12 protein-coding genes are annotated in these 17695 nt (G+C 63.0%); 8 read left to right on the forward strand and 4 right to left on the reverse strand.

Features of this window, described 5'->3' with window-relative positions; all coding sequences use genetic code 11:
• The first annotated feature begins 230 nt into the window (after positions 1 to 230).
• The 4 genes from NKI95_RS16060 (at position 231) to NKI95_RS16075 (ending at position 4243) form a co-directional block, all read left to right on the forward strand.
• Positions 231 to 1589, forward strand: coding sequence for a trimethylamine monooxygenase (locus NKI95_RS16060; protein ID WP_352717930.1), 1359 nt, complete (start codon positions 231 to 233; stop codon positions 1587 to 1589).
• Between the two features lie 325 nt (positions 1590 to 1914).
• Positions 1915 to 2499 carry an OsmC family protein gene (locus NKI95_RS16065; protein WP_352717932.1) on the forward strand — a complete coding sequence of 195 codons (585 nt, stop codon included), beginning with the start codon at positions 1915 to 1917 and terminating at the stop codon, positions 2497 to 2499.
• 45 nt (positions 2500 to 2544) lie between these two features.
• On the forward strand, positions 2545 to 3831 hold the full coding sequence (locus tag NKI95_RS16070) for an NAD(P)-binding domain-containing protein (protein WP_352717934.1): 1287 nt from the start codon (positions 2545 to 2547) through the stop codon (positions 3829 to 3831).
• Between the two features lie 109 nt (positions 3832 to 3940).
• Entirely contained in the window at positions 3941 to 4243 is a 303-nt protein-coding gene (locus tag NKI95_RS16075) for a DUF1127 domain-containing protein (protein WP_352717936.1), read from the forward strand.
• 304 nt (positions 4244 to 4547) lie between these two features.
• On the opposite strand, the gene NKI95_RS16080 is transcribed toward NKI95_RS16075, so the two are convergent.
• The 4 genes from NKI95_RS16080 to NKI95_RS16095 form a co-directional block, all read right to left on the reverse strand.
• On the reverse strand, positions 4548 to 9263 hold the full coding sequence (locus NKI95_RS16080; protein ID WP_352717937.1) for an alpha/beta fold hydrolase: 4716 nt from the start codon (positions 9261 to 9263) through the stop codon (positions 4548 to 4550).
• Positions 9264 to 9498: 235 nt separating this feature from the next.
• A complete protein-coding gene (gene cysK / locus NKI95_RS16085; protein WP_352717939.1) occupies positions 9499 to 10992 on the reverse strand; it encodes a cysteine synthase A in 1494 nt (497 codons plus the stop codon).
• Between the two features lie 125 nt (positions 10993 to 11117).
• On the reverse strand, positions 11118 to 12392 hold the full coding sequence (locus NKI95_RS16090; RefSeq protein WP_352717941.1) for an MFS transporter: 1275 nt from the start codon (positions 12390 to 12392) through the stop codon (positions 11118 to 11120).
• A 292-nt stretch (positions 12393 to 12684) separates the two neighbouring features.
• Positions 12685 to 14022, reverse strand: a complete 1338-nt coding sequence (locus NKI95_RS16095; protein WP_352717943.1) for an aminotransferase-like domain-containing protein — start codon at positions 14020 to 14022, stop codon at positions 12685 to 12687.
• 108 nt (positions 14023 to 14130) lie between these two features.
• On the opposite strand from NKI95_RS16095, the gene NKI95_RS16100 reads away from it, so the two are divergent.
• The 4 genes from NKI95_RS16100 (at position 14131) to NKI95_RS16115 (ending at position 17688) form a co-directional block, all read left to right on the forward strand.
• On the forward strand, positions 14131 to 15105 hold the full coding sequence (locus tag NKI95_RS16100) for a substrate-binding domain-containing protein (RefSeq protein ID WP_352717945.1): 975 nt from the start codon (positions 14131 to 14133) through the stop codon (positions 15103 to 15105).
• A gap of 72 nt (positions 15106 to 15177) precedes the next feature.
• Positions 15178 to 16008, forward strand: coding sequence for an ABC transporter substrate-binding protein (locus NKI95_RS16105; RefSeq protein WP_502908318.1), 831 nt, complete (start codon positions 15178 to 15180; stop codon positions 16006 to 16008).
• Positions 16009 to 16016: 8 nt separating this feature from the next.
• Positions 16017 to 16928 (forward strand): amino acid ABC transporter permease, encoded by a 912-nt coding sequence (locus NKI95_RS16110; RefSeq protein ID WP_352717949.1) that lies wholly within the window; start codon positions 16017 to 16019, stop codon positions 16926 to 16928.
• Entirely contained in the window at positions 16915 to 17688 is a 774-nt protein-coding gene (locus NKI95_RS16115; RefSeq protein WP_352717951.1) for an amino acid ABC transporter ATP-binding protein, read from the forward strand. The genes NKI95_RS16110 and NKI95_RS16115 overlap by 14 nt, the downstream gene beginning before the upstream one ends.
• The last annotated feature ends 7 nt before the right edge of the window (positions 17689 to 17695 follow it).

Genomic DNA, 17695 nt, shown 5'->3' on the forward strand with positions numbered 1-17695 from the left:
CACTCACGGTGAACATATTCGGTGCCGATACAGAAGCGCAACTCTCACGGCAAGCCACCCGTGTCGAATTGCGCAATGTCCGGATTTCGCCCGAGCTACCACGTCGCTTGGAAATCCAGCTTGGTGAAACGAGGGTTTCGCGACAAGACCTGTTGACAGCATCGAAGGGGCAATTACTGTCCTGTCAGTGAAATTTGTTTCGTTAGGGAAATGAGATCGGGAGGCCCGCAATGAAAGATCGTGTTGCCGTCATCGGAGCCGGGCCGTCCGGCATGGCCCAGCTCCGGGCCTTCAAGTCGGCCGCCGACAAGGGCGCCGACATTCCCGAAATCGTCTGCTTCGAAAAGCAGTCCGACTGGGGCGGCCTGTGGAACTACACCTGGCGCACCGGCCTCGACGAACACGGCGATCCCGTGCATGGCTCGATGTACCGTTACCTCTGGTCGAACGGCCCGAAGGAATGCCTCGAATTCGCCGACTACACCTTCGAGGAGCATTTCGGCCGGCCGATCGGCTCCTATCCGCCTCGCGCCGTGCTGTGGGACTACATCAAGGGCCGCGTCGAAAAGTCCGGCGTGCGCCAATGGGTACGCTTCAACAGCCCGGTGCGCATGGTCACCTTTTCCGAAACGACAAAAAAATTCACCGTCACCGCGCATGACCGCACCAACGACCTCACCTATTCGGAAGAGTTCGACAATGTCGTCGTCGCTTCGGGGCATTTCTCCGTGCCCAACGTTCCCTATTTCGAGGGCTTTTCGACCTTCAACGGCCGTATCCTGCACAGCCACGATTTCCGCGACGCCATGGAATTCAAGGGCAAGGACATTTTGATCATCGGCCGCTCTTATTCGGCCGAGGACATCGGCTCGCAATGCTACAAATACGGCGCCAGATCGATCACCTCCAGTTACCGCTCGAAGCCGATGGGCTTCAAATGGCCGGAGAATTGGAAGGAAGTGCCGCTGCTGCAGAAGGTCGTCGGCAAGACGGCGCATTTCAAGGACGGCAGCACCAAAGACGTCGACGCCATCATTCTGTGCACCGGCTATCTCCATTCCTTCCCGTTCCTCACCGAGGATTTGAAGCTCAAGACCGCCAACCGCATGTGGCCCGACGGGCTTTACGAAGGCGTCGTCTGGGAGAAAAACCCCAAGCTGTCCTATATCGGCATGCAGGACCAGTTCTACACCTTCAACATGTTCGACGCGCAGGCCTGGTTCGCCCGCGACGTCATCATGGGTCGCATCAAGCTGCCCTCGGCCGAAGCGATGGCCGAGCACGGCAAAAAGTGGCGGGCACGCGAGGAAACGCTGGAAGACGCCGAGCAGATGATCTGGTTCCAGGGCGACTACACCAGGAAGCTGATGGAGCAGACCGATTATCCCGGCTTCGATGTCGAGGCCGTCAATCAGACCTTCATGGAGTGGGAGCACCACAAGGCGGAAGACATCATGGGCTTCCGCGACCATTCCTATCGCTCGCTGATGACCGGCACGATGGCGCCGCTGCACCATACGCCCTGGCTGCAGGCGATGGACGATTCAATGGAAAGCTATCTCGAGGTGAAGGGGGTCGCGGCGGAGTAGGCCAGGGGTCGAATACCCAAATCGTTTGGACGGGCTGCGTCGTCGCAGAGGTCCGGACGACGCAAGTTGACCCTGTGGTTTCGGTTTTGACGCCTTCTCGGCGCTGCGTGAGATCGCGGTGTCGCGGGAAGCAAGCGTTTGAAGGCCCGTCGTTTCGCTGATTACGGTCCTGGCGCTCTTCACTACCGGCTGACGCAAAAAACCTCTCGTTTTCCCACTATTGTTCCCACTGCACGTCAAACGCTGCCGGCCGAGGTTTAGCCGTCCGGGCAATCCCGGTCGAGCAACATCCGAACCAGGAGTGAATGACATGCAGGACGATACAATGGTCATGGAGAAGTCTTCCGTTAAGAAGGCGCCGCGGGAGCCAAGGAACGGCGTTGACACGCCCACCCTTCTGGCCACCATCAACGCAGTCGCGGGGCAGCCCGAGCTTGCCAAGTTCCAGTTCCGTGCCAAGAGCCGCTGGATTGCCGGCACGCACAGCAGCAGCACCATGGCCAATTTCTTCGGCGCTGGCACCGAGCAGTCTCACAAGATGGCCTACCAGGCTGACAGCGACCATCCAGCGGTGCTGTGCGGCACAGACAACGGCCCGACGCCGGTCGAATATCTTCTCCACGCGCTTGCTTCATGCCTCACGGCCGGCATCGCGAACATCGCGGCCGTGCGCGGGGTGACGCTGCATGAGGTGGAATCGACCGTCGAAGGCGACATCGACCTTCGCGGCATCCTCGGCATCTCGAACGAGGTCCGCAACGGCTACCAAGGCATCCGTATCTCCTTCAAGATCAAGGGCGATGCTCCCGCTGAGAAGCTCGAGGAAATCGTGACGCAGTCGCGTGCCCGTTCCGCCGTGTTCGACGTGCTGACCAACGGCGTGCCGGTCTCGGTTGTCGTGAAAGGCTGACTTCGGTCCGGAAGAGCAATATCGCCGGCCTCGTCCTGGAAAAGGATGGCGCCGGCGATCTGTTGCCCCTGCTTGCAAGGCGCGGATTCCATGCAGCGTACAGACGTGGCCATTATCGGCGCCGGACAGGCGGGTCTAGCCATGAGCCGATGCCTGTCCGAGCGCGGCGTCGACCACGTCGTGCTGGAGCGCGGCCGGATCGCGGAGCGCTGGCGCAGCGAACGGTGGGACTCGCTCCGCCTGCTGACGCCCAACTGGATGACGCGCCTGCCCGGCGGCGGCTATCGCGGCGCCGATCCCAACGGCTTCATGACAATGGCTGAGACCGTCGGGTTCCTGGAGGATTACGCGTGCTCGATCACCGCGCCGGTGGAGGACGGTGTGGAGGTGCTTTCGGTCGAAACGATCGACGGAGGCTTCCGGCTGCTGACCGATCGCGGCCAATGGAGCGTGCGTGCGGTCGTGATCGCGACCGGATACAGCGACAGGCCACGCATTCCGCCACTGGCAAAGGAGATCTCCTCCCGCATCAGGCAGATCGTGCCGCGGGACTATCGCAATCCCCGGCAACTGGCTCAGGGCGGCGTTCTCGTGGCCGGGGCCTCGGCGACCGGCATACAACTTGCGGAGGAGATCAATCGGTCCGGCCGCCCGGTAACCCTGTCGGTCGGCAGCCATACACGCCTGCCGAGGCTCTACCGCGGGCACGACATCCTGTGGTGGCTCGACCGGCTGGGAATGCTTGCCAAGCCCGTCGCCGAAGTCTCGGATCTCGCCGCGGCACGGCGGCAGCCCTCGCTACAGCTCATAGGTACACCCGAGCGCAGGTCGCTCGATCTCGCCGGCCTTCGGCAGCAAGGCGTTCGTCTTGTTGGTCGAGCCATTGCCGCTTGCGATACACGCATTCGGTTCAATGGCGATCTCGCCGACACGACCGCGGCGGCGGAACGCACACTGAGGCGCGTGCTGGCCAACATAGACCGCGCGGCCGCCGGCGAGGGCCGCTACTCAATCGATCCCGGTTCCATTCCGAGCCTGATCCTGAGCGCCGAACCGACCGAAATCGACCTCATCGACGAGGGTATCGAGACCATCATATGGGCCACCGGCTATCGCCGCGAATACCCATGGCTGAAGTTGGATGTGTTCGACGCCCGGGGCGAAATCCTGAACGATGGCGGCGTCTGCGCGTATCCGGGACTTTACGTGCTAGGCCTGAATTTCATGCGCCATCGAAGCTCCAGCTTCCTCGACGGCGTCGGCCGCGATGCCGAGGCTTTGGCGGCTCACATGGCAATGTTTCTCGACGCCTCTCGCCGAGCCGCGGCCTGACCGCCGAATACAACGCTGGTGCGGCAAAAATCGACGTTGCCATCAACGCTGACGCTCACGCCCGACCACGACAAGGGCTCCACTGGCGCCATAGTTAGCGCCCGCAACCATGGAGAAAATCGAAATGAGTACAATGATGAACCCTTCCCTGTCCCTCACCACAACGCGAGGTTTGCGCTGGGCCGGCGGAACGATGCTGGCCGCAGTCTGGCATTTCATTCGCATCCAGCGGGACCGTCGACAGCTTAATGAGCTGCCGGACTACATCCTGCGCGACGTCGGCATCACCCGCTTCGAGATCAACTCGATCACCTGGTTTGCCGGGCGTGACCCCAGCCGCCGCACGCGTTCAGGCGGCACTGGTGCAGTTTCTGCCGAAGGCCAGCCTCGACTTCCACGCATTGATCCATGAGTCGATGTCAGCAAGCGAATATGCCCGATTTGGCTTTTCGGTCTTGGTATTGCGCGGCGAATTTGCTTCAGTTCCGACGCGGCTCATCGCCCGGGAACTCATTTCCCGCGTTCAGGGCGCAATCGGTACGATTGTTCCTGGCGCGGGACACATGGGGCCGCTGACCCACGCAGATCTGGTGGCGGATCGTTTGGTCCGGCAGATTTTGTCCCATGACACCGCGGGATCGCGAGCTGCATGACCGCAACTTGCCTGTCCCACAGGCAGCACGACCCTTCGAAGCAGATCCGTGGGTGCGGAGAATTCACACCGTAGCTTCTATGCGATCGCGTATCATATTTCCGGCCGGCTCCTCCGTGTCGAAGAAATCGTCCCGCATCTGCATTTCTGTGTAGAGCTTGGCCGCTTCCGCGAGAGTGGCATCCGCGCCAGCGATCTTGCCGCGCCGCTTCGCAAGCCCGAGAGCTAGCAAGGAGCGGGCAAGCTCCGGCCGCAATTCCACCCGCCTGGCAAGATTGCAGGCCTGTTCGAGCCAGCCAATCGCCGATCTGGAAGGTTTCAGCTCGGCAAGGCCGCGCAGTACGATGATCTGGCTCCACGGATCGCCGCGCCCCCGTGCTAACTCGAGCGCATGGCCGAGATTGGCCGCAGCTTCCGGCTCACAGAGGCGCGCACGCACGCATGCGAGCACAGCGCGCGCGTGACATTCGAACTGGGCAAGATCGAGCCGCTCAGACTCGGTCACCGCCATCTCCAAGGTGGCGCCCGCGTCGTGGTTGCGGCCCAGCAGGAATTCCGCATGCCCGAGCACCGTCAACAGCCATGGCCGGAGTAGGATAGATCCGCTGGTCGCGGCTTCGGAGGACCACAATTGCAGCGCCTCGACAAGCGTCGGCTCGGGTCCGCGCAGGACGCCCACCACACCGGTGAAATAGGCGGCCGCGCAGCTGTCGATCGGGCGCGCCACTTCGGCGGCGACCTTATGCAGTTCGGCAAGCGAACGCTCCGCATCGTCAAACCGGCCAAGGCGCGCTTCCGCTTGCGCACGGTGCCCCAGGTACCAAACCGCACGCGCACCGAGCTGTCCGAAACGCTCCAGACGCCAAGCTTTGGTGAATCTCTCCTCATGCGGAACAAGCCGCTCCAGCACCTGCCGGGCCTCGCTGCGGATCAGAAGCGCCTGTGAGGCGGCCAGATCCGACTCGCTTATGCAGCGCTGCACGCCGTTTGCCGTGGCGCCGCGCTTGAGTGTATCGGCCGGTTCCAGCGCCTCCTCGTAGCGGCCGTGGGAGCTGTTAAGATAACTCAAGTGGAGCAACACGTCGGAAATGAGTTGCGGATCGCCCAGTTCCATGGCCAGTTCGCGCGCTTCCAACAGCTGCGGCAGCACCTTCCGGTAGGCCCCGAGGGCGCCGTAGGCGGGTCGCATCCGCACCCGCAGGTTGATCGCCTGGGCCAGGGTTGTCGGATTTCGGGGCAGCGCGGCGACCGCCTTGCGGGCGCTTTCCAGGAACTGGACCGCGGCGGAATAGGCCGAACGTTCCTCCGCCCGACCCGCCGCTTGCAGCAGATAATCCGCGGCAGATTCCCATGCCTCGGCACGAAGAGCGTGTTCGGCCAATTGCTCGATGTGGTGGTTCAGCGACCCGGCATAGAGTCTTTCCGTCGCAACCAACGCAGCCCGATGCAGCCTCTTTCGGTCCTCCGCCAGCAGAGATTCGTTGGTCACCTTCAGCGTCAACGCGTGCTTGAAGGTATATTCCACGTGAGGATAGCTCTGGACCTCGAACAGGAATTCCAGACTCTGCAGTTTGGCCAGGCATGCCTCCAACTCCGCCTCCGAGAGCGGCGAGAGCGCCCTCAGCAGCGGAAACGGAACATTCTTGCCGATAACCGAAGCCAGTTGGAGTACTTGCCTTTCCGAGTCACCTAGCTGCTGGATGCGTGCGGCGATGAGCGATTGAACCGTCGACGGGACGGTGATGGATTCCACCGGTCTCGTGAGCTCGTAGCGGCCCAACCGGCCGGCAAGGACGCCGTCCGCCACCAGTCCGCGCACCATTTCTTCCAGAAATAGCGGTGTGCCCTCGGCCCGCTCGGCAAGCGATTTCCGCAGTTCCCCCAGGCTGGGATCGGATCCTAGCAATTCGGTGAGGAACTGCTCCATTTCATCTCGCGCGAACCGCTCCAGTCTTATCTGCTGGAAATAGCCGCGGCGATTCCATTCGTGCCGATACTGCAGCCTGTAGGTGGCGAGCAGCATGATGCGGTTGGCACCCATGACTTCGACCAGCCTGTTCATTACAGCCTCGCTCTCGGCATCGATCCAGTGCAGATCCTCGATAAGCACGGCGACGGGTGCGGCTCGGCTCAAGGCAACGAGAAAAGCGCTCATCGCTTCGGATACGCGTGAGGTCCGCTCCCGCGCATCGAGATGCCGCCAGGAAGAATCGTTGACCGGCAGGTCCGCGAGGAAGGAGAGCGGCGCCGTGTGACGTGGATCCAGGTTCAACTCCGCCTGTTTGAAGGCAAACAGGCGCTCGGCTTCCGCCAAGCCGTCTTCGCCGCGAATGCCACAGGCCGAGAGCAGCAGCTTCTTTACAGCCCCGAGAGCAACTGACGAATCAAATTCCAGACCGCCGCATTCAAGCACAGTAAAACCGGCCACCTCGTCGAGGGAGAGAAATTCATGGGCAAGCCTCGACTTGCCCATGCCGGGGTCCGCGACGATCCCGACGACCTGGCCGTGGCCCTCCCTGACCCTGCGCCAGGTTGCAAGAAGGATTTTGAGCTCGAGCTCGCGGGCCACCAGTCCGGTGAGGCCGCGGTTGGCCCTCAAGTGCCAGCGCGACAGAGCGTGATTTTCGCCCAACAGCTCGTAAACGCGTTCGTCGCGGCCAAGTTGTGGATGCTCCGAATGCGCCAAGCGGTGCATCTGCACATAGCCCCCGGCTGCTGCGCGCGCCCGGCCTGTCGCGGCGATCGTCGCACGGTGCAAGGCACGCATCAGCCGGTTGGCTGCACGCGGCGCGGCTCCGGCCAGTTCAACCTTGCTGGCTTGGGTCGTCCATTGCTGCCGTACGATCACCTCGCCGGTGTCTATTCCGACCCTCAACTGGATCCCGCCCTGGGAAAGCTCCTCCACCGCCAGCTTGGCCGCAAGCGCGGCGCGGCATGCAAGATAAGCGTGATCCTCCGTGGCGCGAGCGAGGCCGAATGCTGCGGTGATTGTCCCGTCAGCAGCCGACGTGACGACGCCGCCATGACTCTCCACGACTTCTATCACCCGATCCTCGACGGGCTGGAATTCGCGGATCGCCACTTCCGGATCCTCCGTTTCGAGGAGATGCATGGGACTGACCACTTCCGTGGCTAGTACGGTTATGTACTGCCGGGAGCGGTTGATTCCCAAGGACGCCGGAGGGCCGGCCAATTGCTGCGTCTGTTCAGGGTCGGCAAGGAAACGACGCGTTTCCTCCACGAAGGTCGCGAATGCCGGTTCATGGCCAAGCAGCACGTGGTTGGCGCTGTCGAGCGCGACGAAACGCGCGCCGGGAATTTTCCCTGCCATCGCTTGGCCATGGTCGAACGGAATGACTGCGTCCCGCGTGGCATGCATCACCAGAGTCGGAACGCGGACCCGTGGTAACAGCTCGTCCACGTCGATGACGGCGCCTTCCTGGAAAATGCGATGGGCAATCTCCGGCGAGACGGTATTGCGTTGCAGCTCGTTGTACCAATTCCTCTGTTCCGGCGTTGCTTCAGGAATGAAGAGGGAGGTGAACATCTGCCGGAACACAGGGTCGTCTTGGCCCCACCCTTCCTGTATCAGCGATCCCATCGCTTCGCGGCGCGCTATTTCGCGCTGATTGCCCCGTTTGCGCCAGCCTTTGGTAAATCCGCCATACAGCACCATCCCGGCCACGCGCTCGGGATGCCGGACGGCATAGGCTATCGAAACGGCGCACCCTTGGGAAATGCCAAGCAGGGAAACGCGGCGCAGACCGGCCGCATCGATGATGCTCTCCAGGTCGGCGACCATGGCTTCGAAGGATAGGTCGGCGGGATACCGGTCCGACAGACCGTTGCCGCGCTGGTCGTAGCGTATCAGCTGGTAGTGCGCCGAGAGGCCCTCGATCCAATGCTTCCACACCGGACTGTCCCATTCGAGCTCGAGATGGGACATCCAGTGCGCGGCCCTTACCAAAGGGGGACCTTGACCACTCAAGGAATAGGCCAGGCGCGCGCCATCGGGCGTCGTGCACCGGCGGATCTCCTGCGCGAGGACTCGCTCCGGCGGAGGACGGAGCTGTATCTCCGCTGCAGGCCAAACCTGCGGAGTGACGGTCTCTCCGCTGGGAGCGGCCGCGGGTTCGGTTCTCGAAGCGCGGCTCTGGACCATGGCGGATTGCCGTGCTGCCTCGCTCAGCCGGCGGATGTCCGCTCGAAGAGCCTCGTCTTCGGGCTCCAACCCGTGAAGGACATGGGCGTACGGAAGCGCCCGCGCCGGCTCATCCGCCAGCCGGTCGACGAGCACCCGAAGGATGCGCAGATGCGTCACGTGCAGTTCGTCGGCGGTCGCAATGCGCCAGGCTTCGAATTCCGGACAGCGCGGCAATGAGAGGTCATCCAGGAAACCTCCGCGGAACGCTCCGGCGAGTGCCTCCAGTTTCTCCCCTTCGAGAGCCTCTATGTCGCGAGCGCCAAGGCCGCGGAGCGGCGCGACGTCCAGCACGATTTCGCTGGTGTTCAGGCGAACTGCGTTACGGTCGGCTTCCAGGATCCCGCCGTCCCCGAGCTCGACAACCTGTCGGATCTTCGAGAGGCTCCAGCGCAGGGCGCCGCGAGGATCGTCCGGTACCTCCCAGAACATCTCGCAAAGGCGCTCGCGCCGCTGCGGGCGCTCTACGAGGGCAAGATAGGCCAGCAGCGCCCGCGTCTTTTTCGAAGGCGGCAAGGAAACGACCTCGCCAAGGCGAAGGACGGTCAGATCTCCGAGAACGCGAATTTCGAGCGACACTTTGTTGATCCTAGTGCGCCTGCTAAATTAGCGATGGATTGTATCAAGTCCGTGCCGCTGCCGAAAGCGTTCGTTTCCGGAGCGCGAGGTTTCCGCCTGCGCTGATTTGCTCTTCTCTTCGTGAGAGAGCCGGGACGGACAGGTGCGGATGAAAGCCGAGCCGGAAACGGGATCACGCCCGTTCCGGCTCGGCTAGTGCTGGTAACGGCACTCTGAAAAGCCCGTAGGCGGGATCTCACGCTGCCGCGCGCACCCATCGAGGCAGCAGGCTCTCGGGATTTGCGCATGCGCTGGACGTGTAGCTTGCCCCGACGAACTCCAGCCGGGCGGCGAGCGTGCCGTCCCGCCAGGCCGCAAGCGTATCCATGCAGCCACCGATATGCTCGCCGCCGACAAAGACCTGCGGAATTGTAGGCGAACCGATCCGGGCCCTCAGGGCCTTCCGGATTTCCCCGTCCAGGCCGTTCTTCTGGAATTCTGGAGCATCGATTTCGATGGACCTGTAGGCGATTCCCGCGCGGTCGAAGAGCTTTCTTACCGTCCAGCAGAATTCGCACCATGTCAGCGCGAACATGACCACCGGACGCTCCGGATCACGGATCGCCTTGTCGACCATCGCATGCGCCGACTGATCGATTTGGATTTCGTTTACAGGTGCCGATGAAAGGGCGAAGGATGGCGGCCGGTCGAAGCGGTAGCCGGGTGTGGAGTGAGAGATCGCCTCTTCGGCGGGCGACATTTCCTCGCTGATGTGATCGAACAGGATCGTGCTGAGATACCGCTCACCCGTATCAGGCAACATACAGAGCACGTTTCGGTCCGGGCCGACGCGTCGAGCGATTTCCAGTGCCCCGCTCAAGGTTGCCCCGCCGGAGATGCCCGCCAGTATTCCTTCTTCCGTCGCAAGCCGGCGCGCGGCTTCCAGAGCGCTGGCGCCTGAAACGGGTAGGATCTCGTCCACAAGATCGTCAGCCATCGCGTTGCCGACGATCTGCGGAATGAAATCAGGGCTCCACCCCTGCATCGGATGTGGCCGGAAGCGGGTGTGCGCCCGAGTCGGCAGCCCCTGTTCGTCGAAAGTTTGGGGAATGCCACTCGACAGCAGCGCCGAATTGTCGGGCTCGCAGACTATGATCCGCGTTTCCGGCCGCTCGCGCTTGAGCACTCGCGCCACACCGGCAAGTGTTCCGCCGGTCCCGGTGCCGGTGACCCAGTAGTCGAGTGGACGGTTCTGGAACGCCGCGAGGATTTCAAGCGCTGTCGTGCGGGCATGAATATCGGCGTTGACGGGCGTCTCGAATTGCCGGCACAGGAACCAGCCGTGCGCTCCGGCCAGTTGGACCGCCTTGGCGAGCATGCCGCTGCCGCGCTCGACGGCAGGGGTCAACACGACCTTGGCCCCGAAAAAACGCATCAGCTTGCGGCGTTCGAGGCTGGCGTTTTCCGGCATGACGATGACGAGAGGGTAGCCTTTCCTCGCGCAAACCATGGCGAGTCCTATGCCCGTGTTGCCGCTCGTCGCCTCGATCACCGTCTGGCCAGGCCGAAGTGCGCCGGAACTCTCCGCTTCTTCGATGAGCGCGGCGGCAAGCCGGTCCTTGACCGAGCCGCCAGGATTGAACGCCTCGAGCTTGGCATAGAGCGAAGCGGCGCCGTTGTTGATGCGGGAAAGGCGGACGACCGGCGTATTGCCGATCGTGTCGAGAATGCTGTCGTAGATACTGCTCATCTCAGCTGGTCCTTGCTTGGTGACGACGGTGCTCCGCCGGTCCGTTCGATCTCTGAGGTTGGCAGGAAGGCCGTGGTTTGCAGCGTTCGAACCAACGTTGAAGTAAATGGATTTCGACGTTTGAATCAGCGGCACATCGCAGGATCCGGAACGCGGCTGCATGGGACCTGCGCTCTTGCGCTGGATGATGCCGCCAATGCGCCCAGAACCACGAGACTGGCCGCGCCTGCGACAAATGCCGCCAGGAAAGCGGGCCCATAGCTGCCGAAGCTGTCATAGACAAAGCCGCCGAAATATCCGGCCACGCCCATCCCCACCCAGGCGATCAGCATGACGATGCCGAGTGACTGGCCAAAGCGTTCGGCTGGCGCAAATTGGCGCACGCAAAGGATCAGGCATGTCATGTTTCCGGCAAAGCCGAAGCCAAAAACCGCCGACAGCGCCAGCAGGCTCAGCTGCTGGTCCAGCGCGGGAAAAATCGCAACGCATGCCGTCTGAATAAACGACGCCAGGGCGTAGGCAGAAATGTTGCCTGCCCGGTCGGCGAGGAGCCCGAATACGATCCGCCCGATGGCGCCGAACAGCATGGCGATCAGCAGGCTGAGCGATCCGACATCCGAAGATCCGCACACGGCCGTGACGAAGCTCGTGAGGTGCATCAGCGGGACGCCCATGCAGGCGCAGCAGAGGAAGGCTGCGGCAGATAGCAGCGTCACCGGGGAAAGATGGCCACCTTGGAAGCCTGGCCTCGCTGAAAAATGCGCCGGTGCGGCAAGGATCCGATTGACGGGCGGCGCCTGAACCGCCGGCATGAAGATCGCCAGCGCAGCCGTCGTCGCCACAGCCATGATCGCGTATGCGAGGCGCCAGCCGACGCCATCGATCAATGCATTTGCGGCGTAGGGCAGTACGCCCTGGCCCAGGGCTCCGCCTGCTGTGACGATCCCTATCGCCAGGCCGCGGCGGCGGTCGAACCAGAGCCCGGTCACGGCAAGTACCGGCGCATAGAGACAGGCAAAGCCTAGCCCGCCTAAAGCGAAGTTGGCGGCATAGATCTGCCAGAGCGAAGTGGCAAAGGAAAGCGCGGCGAGCGCGACCACCATGCCAGCCGAGCCGATGAATAGCAGTGTTCTGATATTCAAACGGTCCACAAGCCGGCCCCAGAACAGCCCGCCCAGGGCCATGCCGACGCTCGATAGCGTGTAGGCAAGGCTGATGTCGGCTCGCGACCAGCCAAACTCCGCCTCAAGCGGTCTGATGAAAACGGATGTGAGTGCCAGGCTGCCAAATCCGAAAGCCATGGCGATCGTGGCGCCGGCCGCGGCCAATAGGCCGCGCAGCCGTATTGTGCTGTCCCGAACCTCCCTGCCTGCAGTTGGTGATATTTGACGATTCGACATGTTCTTGCCCCTCGAAGGATCTCTTCGAAGCTGTCATCGGCCAGCGATATGGAAGCAGGCGTGTGCGTCAGCGTGGAAAGCTCCACCGCGGGCCGTGGAAACGGCCCCGCCTAGACCTGCAGCCTCGTCTCGGTGAGCGGCGGATTAGTGAGATCTTCTGATCATCGCCGCGCCATCACGAGGGACTGGTTGACGCCGAGCATGATCTCGAGAAGCGCCAGTGGCAGTTGAGCGCGACGGAGGACAGGGCCTGTATATAGCAAGTCGGCGACTATCCATCGGAGGCCTGCCTTCAGCTAACCTCCCGCGCCGGGTCGGCTGCCAGCGCCAGGGAATTTGCGACGTGCTCGAGGTGCTCCTCGTCCAGGATGCTGGTCGCGACGCGGACGGCGTTCGTTTTTCCGGTCGAAAACTTCGCCCCGGCATGGACCGCGATGCCGTGCGCGGCCAGCGTGACCATCGCGTAAGGTTCCGAGGCAACCGGAATGAGGACGCTGAGACCGTGTCCGGCGTCGATCGCGACATTGCGTTTCGCCAGTTCGCCGGCGAGCCGTGCGCGACGGCGGCGGTAGACCTCCTTCGCCTGCTCAACGAGGTCAGCCGTGGCAGGATCCTGTAGCAGCCAGGCGGTGGCCGCCTGCAGGATACGGCTGGTCCATCCCGAGCTGAAGCTGCGATAGGACTGGATCTGCTCGACGATCATCGCCGATCCGGACAGCACGGCGAGCCGCAGGTCCGGGCCATGGGTCTTGGAATAGGACAGGATGTGGACGACGCGATCGGGAAAGCGCCGGCCCAGCGAAATGCGCGGCGCCGAGGCAATATCGCCGACGCCGTCATCTTCGACGATCAGTACGTCGGTGCCGGCGAGCAGGTCGCCGATGACTTCCAGCCGCGCCGACGACATGCAGGCGCCGGTCACCGAATGGACGCGCGGCTGGAACAGGAACGCGACGGGCCGCTGCCGCAGAGCGTTGGCAAGTGCATCCGGCAAGGGACCTTCACTGTCGCAGTCCACCGGGATGATCGGCACGTCGAGATCTTCGAGGATGTCGAGAAGGCGAAGCGCCGTCGGGTTCTCGATAGCCACCGGCGCCCCCGACGGGACCAGCGCATGCAGCAAGGTGTAGATGGCGTTGTAGCCGCCATTGGTGGCCAGGAACGCGCCAGGATCGTACGGCCATGACGGGCGCACGGCGGCCTCCAGCTCGGGCAGAATGCGCACCCGCTCGTAGCTGTTGAGCTTTTCGGCGCGCGCGCCATGCGCCAGCGCGATGTCGAGCGGCGGCAACAGCATCACATCGGGCTCCGCGATCGCCAGGTTCAGAACGTCCGCACCGTAATTGCCGCCGCTCATGTGGCGCTCGGGCCGGGCGGCAAAGCGGTTGCCCATGATCCAGGTGCCGTTGCGCCCACGGCCGCCGATGATCTTGTAGCGCCGAAGCTCGCTCCACGCCTGCGAGACAGTCGCCGGGCTGACGCCAAGCACATAGGCCAGATCGCGCACCGGCGGAAGTTTTGCGCCGACAGGCAGCGCGCCGCTTCTGATCAGCGCACTGGTCTCGCGCGCGATGCCCCGCGTCGTGCAGTCGCCAAGGCGTTCAGCGAACCATCCTGCATCGAAGTCCATCGAATCAACAACTGTCAGGGTGAATGTTCAGTAACATAATAACATTTGATCGGCCAAAAATAAACATTTACCAATCGCCGGTCAAACATAGCTTTGAAGTTCATGCCGATGCCCGTCTCCATCACTATAGCCACCCGCGATTGGGACTATCTCACTCCCTTAGTCTTGGGTGACGTCGCCTCCAGCCGCTTGTCGGTGAAGGTTGATCGTGTCGCCACGCTGATCGCGGATCTCGGCACCGATCCGAACTACGATGCGGCGGAGGTCTCATTCAGCCGTTATGTGTCGGCCATGGAGTCGGGCCGGGATACGGTGGTTGGAATACCGTGCTTCATCATGCGCGGCTTTCGCCATCGCTGCATCATAACGGTCGAGACCAGCCCGCTGGAGCGGCTCTCCGACCTTGCCGGCAAACGCATCGGCGTGACCGGCTGGCGCGATTCCGGCAACACATGGACGCGAGCAGCACTTCGCCGGGAAGGTGTCGGCATCGAGGATGCCTATTGGTTTGCCGGCAGGCTGACATCCGAGCACCCGGTCGCCGACCGCCTCGACGGATTCGGCAGGCCGGGGCGCATCGAAGCGGCACCGGGCGAGCGCCCGATGATGGAACTGCTGGCGCAAGGCGAGCTCGACGCCGTTTTCACGCCCTTCATGCCGGACGGCTTTTTCGGCCCGGCTTCCGGCTTCCGGCAAGTGCTGCGCGATTTTCGCGCGGCCGAACGCGCCTATTTCGCCGACGTCGGTTATGTGCCGGGCATGCATCTGGTCGCCGTCAAGGCCGCAATAGCCAGGGAGCACTCTTGGCTGCCGCAGGAACTTGCCAGGCTGATCGACGAAAGCCAGCGCGTCTGGACGGCAAAGCGCCGAAAATATGCCGATACCTCGCCCTGGGTCCTCGAGGAGCTGCTTCATGCGGGGCGCGACCTGCCTGCCTCCTGGAACGCCAGCGGCCTGCCTGCCAACTGGCGCATGATCGAGGATTTCGTCACCGAGCTACATGCCCAGGGCATTCTGACGGAACCGATTTCCGCCGAAGCCTTGTTTCCTTTCGAGGCCAGGTCGCGGGCCACTGCAGCCTGACAACGCGCAACGGAGAACACGAAGGAGAATGCCATGAGGACAATCAGCTTCATATTCGCCTCGCTCGTCACCATGCTGGCGCAGGCCAGCTTTGCCCAGGACGTCCAAAAGCAATCGGTGAACGAAGACTTGCGGGCCCGGCTGCCGGAAGAGATCCGCACGGCGGGAAAGATCACGGCCGTCAACAACGGTTCGTTCCCGCCCTATGAGATCGTCACCGGCACCGAACTGTCGGGGGCGACCAAGGACATTTCGGACGCCATCGGCCAGCTGCTCGGCGTCGAAGTCGATCATGCCTCGGTCGCCGGCCTGCCGGCGTTGCTGAGTGGCATCAATGCCGGCCGTTATCAGTTCGCGATGGGGCCTGTCGGCGACTATCCCGACCGGCAGAAATCCAACGACTTCGTCGATTGGGTGCGCGAATACGTCGTCTTCGCCGTCGAGAAGGGCAATCCGCAAGACATTACCTCGCTCGACACCGCTTGCGGCAAGCGCATCGCCGTCATGTCGGGCGGGTCGGCCGAAAAGGTCATCAAGCAGCAGGCGCAGAAATGCACCGAGGGCGGCAAGCCGGCCGTCGAGGTGCAATCCTTCACCGACCAGCCGAGTTCGATACTGGCCGTCCGGTCGAAGCGCTCCGACGCATTCTTCTCCTCGCAGGCGCCGCTGACCTATTTCGTCGAGCAGGCGAAGGGCCAGCTGGAACTCGCCGGTGTCGGCCAGGCCAACGGCTTCAAGGACATCTATCAAGGCGCCGTCGTCAAGAAGGGCTCGCCGCTGGGCGGTGTGCTGCTCGACGCCTTCAAAATCCTGATGAAGAACGGCACCTATGCCGCGGTCATGAAGAAGTGGGGTCTCGAGAAGAACATGATCGATGCACCCGGCATCAACCAGGGCCAGTAGAGGCTGCCATGACCGACGCGACCGCTGCCTACGCGGCCGGGCTGCCGCGACGTCCCGACGACGCGCTGCGCGACGTCAAACGAGCCCACCGGCCGTTTCCGCTCGTCCGGCTGGCGCTCTGGGCGTTCACCGTCGCCGTGGCGGCCGGCTTCGCCTATATCGTTGCGGTCAACCCGAATTTCGGCTGGCCGGTCGTCGCCCAGTATTTCTTCGATCCCACGGTCATGCAGGGGCTTTCCGTAACGCTCGGCCTGACGGTCGTGGCGATGATCCTGGGTATCGTGCTCGGCCTGCTGCTCGCCATCGCGCGCATGTCGAAGGACAGGCTGGCATCCTTCCTCTCCGGCCTGTTCATCTGGTTCTTCCGGGGAACGCCGCTGCTGGTGCAACTGATCTTGTGGTACAACCTTTCGACGCTGTTTCCGCGCATTTCCATCGGCTTCGCCAGCTGGAACACCAACGACCTGATCACGCCTTTGACGGCCGCGGTTCTTGGTCTGGCGCTGAACGAGGCCGCCTACATGGCCGAGATCATCCGTGGCGGGCTGCTGTCGGTGGACAAGGGACAGGCCGAAACGGCTGAAGCCTTCGGCATGACCCGCCCGCGGGCCTTGCGGCGCATCATCATCCCGCAGGCGATGCGGTCGATCGTCCCGCCGACCGGCAATCAGCTGATCAGCATGATCAAGGCGACGTCGCTAGTCAGCGTCATCGCCATGGCCGACCTGCTCTACTCGGTGCAGTCGATCTACAACCGCACCTTCGAAATCATTCCGCTGCTGATGGTTGCGGTGCTTTGGTACCTGCTGATCACCTCCATTCTCAACGTCGCGCAGGGCGCGATCGAACGCCACTACAGCCGCGGCGACCGCGAGAAGACGGCGACCGCCACCCTGGAGGCCGCCAATGAGCGCGCATGACACGCCCCTGGTCCGGGCGCGCAACGTTCACAAGGCGTTCGGCCCGCTCGAGGTGCTGAAAGGCATTGACCTGGACGTCGCGCCTGGCGAGGTGGTGGTCGTTCTCGGACCGTCCGGCTCCGGAAAGTCGACCTTCCTGCGATGCATCAATCATCTCGAGGCGATCGACCAAGGGTCGATCGAGGTGGACGGCGAGCAGCTCGGTTACCGGTTGCACGACGGCCGCCTCGACAAGCTTTCCGACCGGGCGATCGCCGCGCAGCGGCGCAAGATCGGCATGGTGTTCCAGCAGTTCAATCTCTATCCGCACATGACGACCCTGCAGAACGTCATCGAGGCTCCGGTCGGCGTTCACCGGGAGAACCGCAAGGAGGCGATCGGCTACGCCCGCGAACTGCTGACCCGTGTCGGTCTCGCCGACAAGATCGACGCCTATCCGCGCCAGCTTTCAGGCGGCCAGCAGCAGCGCGTCGCCATCGCCCGTGCGCTCGCCATCCGCCCGAAATTGATGCTCTTCGACGAGCCGACGTCGGCGCTCGATCCGGAGCTGGTCGGCGAGGTGCTCGCCACCATGCGTGATCTCGCCAGGCAGGGCTTGACCATGATCGTGGTCACGCATGAGATCGGCTTCGCGCGCGAAGCGGCGGATCGGGTGGTGTTCATGGACGACGGCAATGTGATCGAGGCCGGGCCTCCGGACGAGGTTCTCGCCAAACCCAGGCACCCGCGTACGCGGGCTTTCTTGAGCCGTTTCATCTAAAGCAAAG

Origin of the sequence: Mesorhizobium sp. M0306, from assembly GCF_040321655.1 — a bacterium.
Taxonomy (GTDB): Bacteria; Pseudomonadota; Alphaproteobacteria; order Rhizobiales; family Rhizobiaceae; genus Mesorhizobium.

Coding starts and splice junctions, on each gene's coding strand:
- NKI95_RS16070 (WP_352717934.1), top strand. CDS start 2,545: ATGGCGCCGGCGATCTGTTGCCCCTGCTTGCAAGGCGCGGATTCCATG.
- NKI95_RS16095 (WP_352717943.1), bottom strand. CDS start 14,022: ATGGACTTCGATGCAGGATGGTTCGCTGAACGCCTTGGCGACTGCACG.
- NKI95_RS16105 (WP_502908318.1), top strand. CDS start 15,178: ATGCTGGCGCAGGCCAGCTTTGCCCAGGACGTCCAAAAGCAATCGGTG.
- NKI95_RS16060 (WP_352717930.1), top strand. CDS start 231: ATGAAAGATCGTGTTGCCGTCATCGGAGCCGGGCCGTCCGGCATGGCC.
- NKI95_RS16100 (WP_352717945.1), top strand. CDS start 14,131: ATGCCCGTCTCCATCACTATAGCCACCCGCGATTGGGACTATCTCACT.
- NKI95_RS16115 (WP_352717951.1), top strand. CDS start 16,915: ATGAGCGCGCATGACACGCCCCTGGTCCGGGCGCGCAACGTTCACAAG.
- cysK (WP_352717939.1), bottom strand. CDS start 10,992: ATGAGCAGTATCTACGACAGCATTCTCGACACGATCGGCAATACGCCG.
- NKI95_RS16065 (WP_352717932.1), top strand. CDS start 1,915: ATGGTCATGGAGAAGTCTTCCGTTAAGAAGGCGCCGCGGGAGCCAAGG.
- NKI95_RS16090 (WP_352717941.1), bottom strand. CDS start 12,392: ATGTCGAATCGTCAAATATCACCAACTGCAGGCAGGGAGGTTCGGGAC.
- NKI95_RS16075 (WP_352717936.1), top strand. CDS start 3,941: ATGGAGAAAATCGAAATGAGTACAATGATGAACCCTTCCCTGTCCCTC.
- NKI95_RS16110 (WP_352717949.1), top strand. CDS start 16,017: ATGACCGACGCGACCGCTGCCTACGCGGCCGGGCTGCCGCGACGTCCC.